Source organism: Streptomyces sp. NPDC004051 (assembly GCF_053604275.1).
In genome coordinates this window covers 132,047-142,595 of record NZ_JBSGHG010000016.1, presented here as the reverse complement: position 1 = coordinate 142,595, position 10,549 = coordinate 132,047, and the positions used below count along the sequence as shown (strand labels likewise).

The following is a 10,549-nucleotide window of genomic DNA, read 5'->3' as shown; positions in this document are numbered from 1 at the left end:
GCCGGCGAGCGCGGCACGCCGATCCGGATCGGGGTCAACGCCGGGTCGCTGGACCGGCGGCTGCTGCAGAAGTACGGCCGGGCCACCCCGGAGGCGCTGGTGGAGTCCGCGCTGTGGGAGGCCTCGCTGTTCGAGGAGCACGGCTTCCGGGACATCAAGATCTCGGTGAAGCACAACGATCCGGTGGTGATGGTGGAGGCCTACCGGCAGCTGGCGGCGCGGTGCGACTATCCGCTGCACCTGGGGGTGACCGAGGCCGGCCCGGCGTTCCAGGGCACCATCAAGTCGGCGGTGGCCTTCGGGGCGCTGCTCAGCGAGGGGATCGGGGACACCATCCGGGTGTCGCTGTCGGCGCCGCCGGCCGAGGAGGTCAAGGTGGGGCTGCAGATCCTGGAGTCGCTGAACCTCAAGCAGCGGGGGCTGGAGATCGTCTCGTGTTCGTCCTGCGGGCGGGCGCAGGTGGATGTGTACAAGCTGGCGGACGAGGTGACCGCGGGGCTGGAGGGCATGGACGTGCCGCTGCGGGTGGCGGTGATGGGCTGTGTGGTGAACGGGCCGGGTGAGGCGCGGGAGGCGGATCTGGGGGTGGCCTCCGGCAACGGCAAGGGGCAGATCTTCGTCAAGGGCGAGGTGATCAAGACGGTGCCGGAGTCGAAGATCGTGGAGACGCTGATCGAGGAGGCGCTGAGGATCGCCGAGCAGATGGAGAAGGACGGCACCGCCTCCGGCGAACCGGCCGTCACCGTGAGCTGAAGGGCACGGAACCGAAGGGGGGCCCGGGCGTGACGATTCCGACGAGCCGCCGAAGCAACCACAGCACCGACAGGAGTCACCGCAATGACCATCGCGGAGTCCGTGTCGAAGCCGTCGCCGGCCGGGGAGTTCGACCTCGGCGCGCTGCTGGCCGAGCGCGGAGCCGAACGCTACGAGCTGCACACCCGGTACCTCAACCACCAGCTCCCGCGCATGCTGCACGCCATCGGCTTCGACAAGGTCTACGAACGGGCCGAGGGCGCCCACTTCTGGGACGCGGACGGCAACGACCACCTGGACATGCTCGCCGGATTCGGGGTGATGGGCCTGGGGCGCCACCACCCCGTGGTCCGCAAGGCGCTGCACGACGTCCTCGACGCCTCGCTCGCCGACCTCACCCGCTTCGACTGCCAGCCGCTGCCCGGTCTGCTGGCCGAGCGACTGCTCGCGCACAGCCCCCACCTGGACCGGGTGTTCTTCGGCAACAGCGGCACGGAGGCGGTCGAGGGCGCGCTGAAGTTCGCCCGCTACGTGACCGGCAGACCGCGTGTCCTGTACTGCGAGCACGCCTTCCACGGCCTGACCACCGGCTCCCTGTCCGTCAACGGCGAGTCCGGCTTCCGCGACGGCTTCGCCCCGCTGCTGCCCGACACGGCGGTACCGCTCGGCGACCTGGACGCGCTGGAGCGGGAGCTGGCCGAGGGCGATGTCGCCGCCCTCATCGTGGAGCCGATCCAGGGCAAGGGCGTGTACGAGGCCCCGCCCGGCTATCTGCGCGCCGCGCAGGAACTGCTGCACCGGCGCAAGGCGCTGCTGATCGTCGACGAGGTGCAGACCGGCCTCGGGCGGACTGGTGACTTCTACGCCTACCAGCACGAGGAGGGGGTCGAGCCGGACCTGGTGTGCGTGGCCAAGGCGCTCTCCGGCGGCTATGTGCCGGTGGGAGCCACGCTGGGCAAGGACTGGATCTTCCGCAAGGTCTACTCGTCGATGGACCGGGTGCTGGTCCACTCGGCCAGCTTCGGGGCCAACGCCCAGGCGATGGCCGCGGGCCTCGCGGTCCTGTCGGTCATGGAGAACGAGCACCTCGTCGCGCACGCCCGGGCCACCGGGGAGCTGCTGCGGTCCCGGCTCGCGGCACTGACCGGGAAGTACGAGCTGCTGGCCGAGGTCCGCGGCCGGGGCCTGATGATCGGCATCGAGTTCGGCCGGCCGCGGTCGCTCAGGCTGCGCGGCCGCTGGGCCGCGCTGCAGGCCGCGCGCAAGGGGCTCTTCGCGCAGATGGTGGTCGTGCCGCTGCTGCGGCGGCACAGGATCCTCACCCAGGTCTCCGGCGACCACATGGAGGTGATCAAACTGATCCCGCCGCTGATCATCGACGAGCGGGACGTGGACCGGTTCGTGGGCGCCTTCACGGCGGTGATGGACGAGGCCCACGACGGCGGTCTGCTGTGGGAGTTCGGCAGGACCCTGATGAAGCAGGCGGTCGTCGGCCGGTGAGACACTGGCCCCGTACGGCCGCGATGTCTGCCGGGGCGTGAACGCCCACCTCTTTTTGCCCGCGAGGCAAGAAATTTGCCTCGCGGGCAAAAATGCTGCTGAATGGGGTCATGCACACCCCCGAGAGCGATCCGTCGGCCGAACCGGCCGCCGCGCTTCCCGCGGTCGCACCGCACCTGCGCGCGCTGCGCCGCCGGGCGGGCCTGACCCTGGAGGCCGCGGCACGCGACGCGGGGCTCTCGCCCGCCCATCTCTCCCGGCTGGAGACCGGGCAGCGCCAGCCCTCGCTGCCCATGCTGCTCTCCCTGGCCAGGATCTACGGTACGACCGTCTCGGAACTGCTCGGCGAGACGACCACCGACCAGGACGCGGTGCTGCGCGCCGCCGACACGGAGCCGACCGTCGCGGGCGGCTGGACGTACCGCCAGGCCGGCTCCCCCGGGCGCGGGATGCAGGCCCTGCGGGTCGAGGTTCCCCACGGCTCCCAGAGCGGCATCGTGCGGGTCCACCCGGGTGAGGAATGGCTGTACGTCCTCAAGGGGCGGCTGCTGCTGCGCCTCGGGGACGCGCTGCACCGGCTGGCCCCGGGCGACAGCGCGCACTTCGACTCGCTGACCCCGCACCGTATCGCCGCTCAGGACCCCGACGGGGTCGAGCTGCTCTTCGTCCATACCCTGTTGCAGAGTCCCACGGCCGCCCTGTGCCTGGGCCCCACCCATGGAGATGTGTCATGAAAGACCTGGAGGAGAAGTTCCCTCGCGCCCTGTGGGTGAGGCTGTTCGTCTACGTCGTGGTGGGGCACCTCTTCGCGGCCTTCATCTACCTGCTGTTCGCGCTGGGCGCCAAGCAGTAGTCACCGGACGAGGGGTTCCTCACTCGAGCAGGCGCTCGCGCAGTCGCTCCCGGTTCTCGGGGGTGAGCCCGAGCGCCGTCTCGAGGTAGGGGTCCACGCCGCCCCAGGTCTCCTCGATGGTCTCCAGGGCCGCCGACAGATATTCGGCGCGGGCGTCGAACAGGGGGTCGAGCAGCTCCATGACCTCGGGGGAGTAGGCCGAGGCGGAGCTGCCGCTGCGACGCACCCGGTAGCGGCGGTGCTTGGCGCCGGACTTGAGGTAGTCGTCGAAGATCGCGTCCCGCTCCACCCCCAGGGCGAGCAGCGTCACCGCCACCGACAGGCCCGCGCGGTCCTTGCCCGCCGCGCAGTGCATCAGCGCGGGGACGCTCTCCTCGGCGAGCGAGCGCAGCACCTGGGAGTGCTCGGCGGTGCGTTTCCTGACGAGCACGCGGTACGAGGCGATCATCCGGCCCGCCGCCTTGCCGTCGGCGAGGATCGAGCGCAGCTGGTCCAGGTCGCCGTCGCGGACCATCTTCCAGAACTGTGCGCCGTCGGCCGGGTCGCTCAGCGGCAGGTTCACCTGGCGCACGCCGGGCAGTTCGATGTCGTGGCCGTCCAGCTTCCGGTCGGCCGCGTTGCGGAAGTCGAAGACGGTGTGCAGTCCCAGGGAGGACAGGAAGGCGGCGTCCGACGCGGTGGCGTGGGCGAGGTGGCCGCTGCGGAACAGCACGCCGTGGCGTACCCGGCGGCCGTCCACGGTCGGCAGTCCGCCCACATCGCGGAAGTTCCGCACTCCGGTCAGCTCGGGTTCGGTCGACGGGATGTGCTGCGTCACTGGGGCCCCTCCCTCTCGCCGCCGACGGGGAGGCGCCGGCGGGTGTCACCCGACGATACGACATGCCTGTCGGGGGCAATGAGTTGTCCGCGGACCGGTCGACGGGGGCGTTCCGGGGCGACCGGCCGACCGGAGCAGAACGCACCCGATAGGGCGATTGAAGTTGTTATGTCCGTTTAGCAGTTTTCGCCACAAAGTGCACCGAAAGAAGGGGAGGTGGGGGGCGCGTGGTGAGCATCGTCATATCGGTGACGATGTGTTGTCGCCATGCTCACCTAATTCCGTTGTTCCGTAAGGGAATCCGGGGAGTGCGGGAAATCCGGGACGACTCTGGGTGACGGAATTCAGGTGAATGGATCACGGAAAAGGGCCTTCGTTCGGAACATCGCGCTTGTCCCTTTGCGCCGTGGTCGCCTACGTTCGCCATCGATCCGGACGGACGCCTAATCCTGCCGCCGCCCGGAGCCCGCACACACTGACCCGTGTACGGCAGGAGCGGGGGACCCACAGGTACCACTGCCTGTCCCGGTCTCCGGAACAGGCTCGGGGTTAAGCCGCGTCCCGACGCGGCCGGGCATCTCCAGTCCGAACCCGACAGCTCACCTCGTAGGCGCCGGAGAGGAATTCGTCATGCCCGCAGAGGGTAAGCACCGCCGTCCCCGCGCTGCGCGTTTCACCCGTTCCATAGCCGTCGCCGGCGCCGGTGGCGCAGCGCTCGCACTGCCGCTCCTCGGCGCCACCGGCGCGAACGCCGCCCCGGCGCAGGCGGCCCCGGAAAAGGCCGTCCAGTCGTTCTCCGTCGCCGACAAGAAGACTGACGGCAAGAAGGCCGACAGCGGCAAGAGCGACGGCGCCCGCACGTACACAGTGAAGGGCGGCGACTACCTGGCGAAGATCGCCGAGTCCGAGAACGTCGACGGCGGCTGGAAGCAGCTCTACGCCGACAACCGGGAGGTCGTGGGTGACGACCCGTCGCTCATCCACCCCGGTCTGAAGCTCTCGGTCGACGGCAAGGCCGCGGCGAGCACGCCGAAGAAGTCGGCCTCCTCCGGCCCTGCCGGTCCCCTGGGGCCGCCCTCGTCGTCCGCTCCGTCCTCCGCGCCGAAGCAGTCCGCGCCGAAGGCCTCCTCCGGTGCCGCGACCGCGAACCAGGCCGCGAACACCTCCGGTTACAGCTCGCCGGTGCCCGGCAGCGGCCCCGGCACCGCCTACAAGGTGGCCGGCAGCATGTGGTCCAGCGGCTACCACACCGGTGTCGACTTCGCGATTCCGACCGGCACCTCCCTGAAGGCCGTCGGCCCGGGCACCGTGGTCTCCGCGGGCTGGGCCGGTGCGTACGGCAACCAGGTCGTCATCCGGCTCGAGGACGGCCACTACGCCCAGTACGCCCACCTGTCCTCGCTGTCCGTCTCGGCCGGCCAGAGCGTGAGCGGCGGCCAGCAGGTCGGCCTCTCGGGGTCCACCGGCAACTCGACCGGCCCGCACCTGCACTTCGAGATCCGCACCACGCCGAACTACGGCTCGGACGTGGACCCGGTCGCCTACCTCAATGCGAAGGGCGTCTCCCTCGCCTGACCCCGCGGCGACCCGCCTGACACACGCCGAAGGCCGGACCCCGATCCCGGGGTCCGGCCTTCGGCGCGTTTCGGCCCTTCAACGTTCTTGCGAACAGGGCTATTCCGGAACGGGACAATGCTCGGGGAGTGGCTTATCTCACCGCGCGTCAACCCCTTCCTACGGTCGCGTAGGTCACATTCGAAAGGGAATCATGTCCCCTCGTGGCAGACGATTCGAAGAGTGACAGCACATCAGTGATCGGGTCGTACGTGGCGGTGGGGGACAGCTTCACCGAGGGCGTCGGCGACCCCGGCCCGGACGGGGCGTTCGTCGGCTGGGCCGACCGGTTCGCCGTACTTCTCGCCGACCGCCGCCCCGAAGGCGACTTCCGGTACACGAATCTCGCGGTGCGCGGGAAACTGCTCGACCAGATCATGGCCGACCAGATTCCGCGGGCCGTCGAACTGGCTCCCGCACTGGTCTCCTTCTGCGCGGGCGGCAACGACATCCTCCGCCCGGGCACCGACCCCGACGAGGTGGCCGAGCGTTTCGAGCAGGCCGTGGCCGCGCTCACGGCGGTCTCCGGCACGGTCCTGGTGACCACGGGGTTCGACACCCGGGGCGTGCCCCTGCTCAAGCATCTGCGCGGCAAGATCGCCACCTACAACGGGCACGTGCGGGCCGTCGCCGACCGGTACGGCTGCCCGGTGCTCGACCTGTGGTCCTTGAAGAGCGTCCAGGACCGCAGGGCCTGGGACGCCGACCGGCTCCACCTGTCGCCCGAGGGGCACACGCGCGTGGCGCTCCGCGCGGGCCAGACCCTCGGCCTGGACGTCCCGGCCGACCCGGAGCAGCCCTGGCCCCCGCTGCCGCCGCGCGGCAACCTCGACGTCCGACGGGACGACGTCCAATGGGCGCGCGAATACCTGGTGCCGTGGATAGGGCGCCGGCTGCGCGGGGAGTCGTCGGGGGACCACGTGACGGCGAAGGGGACGCTGTCCCCGGACGACATCAAGGTGCGGATCGCCTCGGTGGCCTGACGCCGGAAGGGGGGCGGACGCGGCGGGCACGGGACACGGGGGAGGGGCACGGGGGCGGACGCCCGCGCCCCGTCCCGGGAGCCGGAGCCCGGCGGGCCCGTCGCCCCCGGGCGGCCGGTTCCGTCCCGTCCGCCGCCGCGGTCCCGGCCGGTCCGCACATAATGGGATGTCCGACCGACTCTGCTGGGAGGCATCGTGGCCGGTTTCCGTCCCCGGAGTTCCGGGCTCCGTGCGCTGCGGCCCGCGGCCTTCGGCGCGGACCCGAGCGGTGAGCGCATGGCGCGCATCCGCAGGTCCCCGCACTACCGGGACGGGGTGTTCCAGAACCCCGGGGGCCCCGTCCGGCCCCGCTCCGAGGGCTCGACCCGGGACCTGGCGAAGACCTACTTCGACAAGGAGACCCGGCACAACCGCGCACCGCGCGGCGCCGTGCCGGTGCACTCCACCACCCTCGCCGACCTGGCGCGCCCGCCGGCCACCGGACTGCGTCTCACCTGGATGGGCCACTCCAGCGTACTCACGGAGATCGACGGTCAGCGGGTCCTGTTCGACCCCGTGTGGGGCGAGCGCTGCTCCCCGTTCCCGTTCGTCGGGCCGCGGCGGCTGCACCCGGTGCCCCTGCCGCTGGCCGCGCTCGGCCCGGTCGACGTCGTGGTGATCTCGCACGACCACTACGACCACCTGGACCTGCCCACCGTCAAGGCGCTGGCCGGCACGGACACGCTGTTCGCCGTGCCGCTCGGGGTGGGCGCCCATCTGGAGCACTGGGGCGTGTCCGCCGACCGGCTGCGCGAACTGGACTGGCACGAGGCGACACGGGTCGGCGGGCTCACTCTCACGGCCACCCCGGCCCGGCATTTCTGCGGCCGGGGGCTGCGCAACACCCAGCACACCCTGTGGGCCTCCTGGGTCGTGGCGGGTGCGGAGCACCGCGTCTACCACAGCGGCGACACCGGCTACTTCGACGGCTTCAAGGACATCGGCGCCGACCACGGACCGTTCGACGCGACGATGATCCAGATCGGCGCGTACTCGGACTTCTGGCCCAAGGACCGGCTGGACCCCGTCCCGGGACCCGGTTCCTGGCCCGAGATCCACATGAATCCGGCCGAAGGCGTCCAGGCCCATCTGGACCTGCAGAGAGGCCGCCCGGACGGTGTCCTCCTGCCGATCCACTGGGGCACCTTCAACCTGGCGCCGCACCCCTGGGCGGAGCCCGGCGAGTGGACGATGGCGGCCGCCGACGCGGTCGGTCAGCCCGCGGCCTTCCCCGTCCCGGGCCTGCCGTTCGAGCCCGCGGGAGAGCTGCCGGCGAAGACGTGGTGGCGGGAGGTGGGGCACGTCCCGAACCACAAGTGGCCGCTGCCCGACCCCCTCACGGACCCCTCCGCCTCCTCCCACGAGGACCTGGACCTGGTGGGAGAGGAGTGACGTGGGGCAGGAGTCCGCGAGCCCGGAAGTCATGGCCTCTGTTGCTACGGAGAGTGAGAATTTCGCGGACCCTCCTCGGGGGTGAAGGAACTCCGAGGGCCGCTGCGGCGGAGGGGTCGTGGCCGTCGCGGTGGCCCGGGTGAGTGGATGCCGGAGGAAACGAGGGCCGGGGAGCCGTGGGCTCCCCGGCCCTCGGCATGTATTCATGACCGCTTCTGACCAGGTCGGATCGAGTGACGACCGTTTCCGGGTGACTGCCTGACGGGTTCATCGGTCTGTCGTACGAAGGCTCATACCAGAGCGGGACGCTGTCCGGGCAAGTTTGTCAACTGGCCACCGCACGTGATGCGCTGGTGACTACGGTGAGTGTCGGTCGGGCGCATCGCGTCCCGGGGCCATGTCCACCAGATCGGATCAGGGAGCGGGGACCGGTACGTGCAGGCAGAAGGCGGACGAGGGAGCAGACGGGGCGAGGGGCCCCGCCGGCCGGGCCCGGCCGGCGTCTCGGGCGCGACCGGCACCCGGAACCGACGGACCGGTACCGGTGCGAGGACACCGGGGCCCGGTTCCCGGGCCCCGGCCTCCCGCACGGACCGGCGGGAGGGCGGACGGCACGGACGCCCGCCCTCCCGGCCCGCCCCCGCGCTCCCCGAGACGCAGATACGGTCCCAACTGCTGAGGCTCGCCGTGCTGCCGCCCGTCGCGGTCGCCCTCAGCGCCTGCGCGGCCGTGCTGTTCACGGTCCGCTCCACCGGGGTGCGGCACGGCGCCCCGCTGTGGATCGTGCTCGGCGGCGCCGGGTCGGTGGCCCTCGCCGGCATCGTCGTCGCCACCGTGGCCGCCGACCGCGCCGCCCGCTCCGTGCAAGAGCGGGTGGAGAGCCTGCGCCGGAGCACGGCCCGGCGCGAGGCCGACCTGGGCGGCCTGGTGGACGCCCTGCGCCGGGGGGAGGGCCCGCCGCCCCGGGCGCAGCGCGACAGGACGCCGGAGAACGCCGACGACTTCGACCTGCTCGCCGCCGATTTGTCCCGGGCGCACGACGGCGCCGTCACCGCCGTCGTGCAGGCCTCCCAGCTCTCCAGCCAGGCGGGCAGCGAACAGAAACTCGAGGTGTTCGTCAACCTGGCCCGGCGCCTGCAGTCCCTGGTGCACCGCGAGATCTCCCTCCTCGACGAGATGGAGAACGAGATCGAGGACCCCGACCTGCTCAAGGGCCTCTTCCACGTCGACCATCTCGCCACCCGCATCCGCCGCCACGCCGAGAACCTCGCCGTGCTCGGCGGGGCCGTCTCCCGGCGGCAGTGGAGCAACCCCGTCCCCATGACCGAGGTGCTGCGCTCCGCCATCGCCGAGGTCGAGCAGTACTCGCGGGTCAAACTCGTCCCGCCGATCGACGGCACCCTGCGCGGACACGCGGTCGCCGACGTCATCCACCTGCTGGCCGAACTCGTCGAGAACGCCACGCTGTACTCCGCCCCGCACACCCAGGTGCTGCTCCGCGCCGGCCTCGTCACCTCCGGGCTCGCCGTCGAGGTCGAGGACCGCGGACTCGGCATGCCCGTGGACGAGCAGGAGCGGATGAACGCCCTGCTCGCCGACCCGGACCAGGTCAATGTGGCCAGCCTGCTGGCCGACGGACGCATCGGTCTGTTCGTGGTCTCGCAGCTCGCGAAGCGCCACGGCATCCAGGTCAGGCTGCAGAGCAACATCTACGGCGGGGTGCAGGCCGTGCTCGTCGTGCCGCAGTCACTGCTGGGCGCGGAGCCGTGGGTCGCGGGGCCGGGCACGGGACAGCCGCGAGAGATCCACGCCGTGCCGGGCACGGAGTACGGCGGCGGACCGGCGCCCCGGCCCGAGCACCCCGTGCCCGCGCCCGGAGGTGTCCCGCTGCCGGGACCCGGTCCGCTGCCGGGGCCCGGGGCGCTCGGCACCCCGGCGCCGCATGCCGCGGGACCGCGCTCGCACCGCCGCGACCGGCCCCCCGCCGCGACCCCGCAGTCCCCCGACGGAGTGGCGCCACCCCTGCCGCTGCGCGGTGCCCGCGCGGTACGGGCCAACCCGGCCGAGGCGACGCCCGGCATCAACCCCGAGGACCGGCGGACCCTCGCGGAGAACGGGACGGGAGCCGCCCCCCTCACCCCGCGCGACGGCACGGTGCGCGACACCGTGGACAGACCCCGACTGCCCCGCCGCCGCGCCCAGGAACACCTCGTGCCCCAACTCCGCGACGGCCCCACGCCGCGTCAGGAGACCGGACACGTCGCCGGTCACGATCCCCATCTGATGGCGGCCTTCCAACGGGGCGTCAGCCTCGCCGAGACCCAGCAGCCCACCGACGCCGTCCCCCTGGGGCGCGACGACCCGGGCCGCACCGACAACCCCGGCGAGCACACGGTGGGCCGTCCCACGGCGCCCATGCTGCCGACCCGGCCCGTGGAACCCCACCCCGTGCAGTTCCACCCCGTGGAAGCGCACCACGTGCCCGCGGTGTCCCGGGAAACGCGCGGCGCCCATGACGGGGTGCCGGCGCCCCCTACCGACCACACCACCCGGGACGACGGGAGCGCGCCCGCCGGATGAGCACGCCCGCACCCGCCC

At 72.0% G+C, this 10,549-nt stretch carries 9 protein-coding genes and 1 riboswitch; of the genes, 8 read left to right on the top strand and 1 reads right to left on the bottom strand.

Going from position 1 to position 10,549, the window contains the following annotated elements; genetic code table 11:
• From ispG to ACWEQO_RS19000, 4 genes are all read left to right on the top strand, one after another.
• Positions 1 to 753 (top strand): flavodoxin-dependent (E)-4-hydroxy-3-methylbut-2-enyl-diphosphate synthase (gene ispG / locus ACWEQO_RS19015; protein ID WP_452984399.1); only part of this gene is annotated, 753 nt, incomplete at its 5' end.
• Positions 754 to 837: 84 nt separating this feature from the next.
• Entirely contained in the window at positions 838 to 2,253 is a 1,416-nt protein-coding gene (locus ACWEQO_RS19010; RefSeq protein WP_452984397.1) for an aspartate aminotransferase family protein, read from the top strand.
• A 110-nt stretch (positions 2,254 to 2,363) separates the two neighbouring features.
• Positions 2,364 to 2,987 (top strand): helix-turn-helix domain-containing protein, encoded by a 624-nt coding sequence (locus ACWEQO_RS19005; RefSeq protein WP_361454433.1) that lies wholly within the window; start codon positions 2,364 to 2,366, stop codon positions 2,985 to 2,987.
• Positions 2,984 to 3,106: a DUF6126 family protein gene (locus ACWEQO_RS19000; RefSeq protein WP_202280217.1), complete on the top strand. Its 123-nt coding sequence runs from the start codon at positions 2,984 to 2,986 to the stop codon at positions 3,104 to 3,106. Before ACWEQO_RS19005 ends, ACWEQO_RS19000 begins: the two co-directional genes overlap by 4 nt.
• A gap of 19 nt (positions 3,107 to 3,125) precedes the next feature.
• On the opposite strand, the gene ACWEQO_RS18995 is transcribed toward ACWEQO_RS19000, so the two are convergent.
• Entirely contained in the window at positions 3,126 to 3,923 is a 798-nt protein-coding gene (locus ACWEQO_RS18995) for a tyrosine-protein phosphatase (RefSeq protein WP_361454430.1), read from the bottom strand.
• A gap of 463 nt (positions 3,924 to 4,386) precedes the next feature.
• A riboswitch (cyclic di-AMP (ydaO/yuaA leader) is annotated at positions 4,387 to 4,549 on the top strand.
• 4 nt (positions 4,550 to 4,553) lie between these two features.
• On the opposite strand from ACWEQO_RS18995, the gene ACWEQO_RS18990 reads away from it, so the two are divergent.
• From ACWEQO_RS18990 to ACWEQO_RS18975, 4 genes are all read left to right on the top strand, one after another.
• Positions 4,554 to 5,498, top strand: coding sequence for a M23 family metallopeptidase (locus ACWEQO_RS18990; protein WP_361454427.1), 945 nt, complete (start codon positions 4,554 to 4,556; stop codon positions 5,496 to 5,498).
• 236 nt (positions 5,499 to 5,734) lie between these two features.
• Positions 5,735 to 6,520 (top strand): SGNH/GDSL hydrolase family protein, encoded by a 786-nt coding sequence (locus tag ACWEQO_RS18985; RefSeq protein ID WP_361454479.1) that lies wholly within the window; start codon positions 5,735 to 5,737, stop codon positions 6,518 to 6,520.
• 195 nt (positions 6,521 to 6,715) lie between these two features.
• The gene (locus ACWEQO_RS18980; protein WP_361454424.1) at positions 6,716 to 7,951 is read left to right on the top strand and encodes an MBL fold metallo-hydrolase; all 1,236 of its coding nucleotides are present in this window, start codon (positions 6,716 to 6,718) and stop codon (positions 7,949 to 7,951) included.
• A gap of 687 nt (positions 7,952 to 8,638) precedes the next feature.
• Positions 8,639 to 10,531 (top strand): ATP-binding protein, encoded by a 1,893-nt coding sequence (locus tag ACWEQO_RS18975; protein ID WP_452984393.1) that lies wholly within the window; start codon positions 8,639 to 8,641, stop codon positions 10,529 to 10,531.
• Positions 10,532 to 10,549 lie beyond the last annotated feature (18 nt).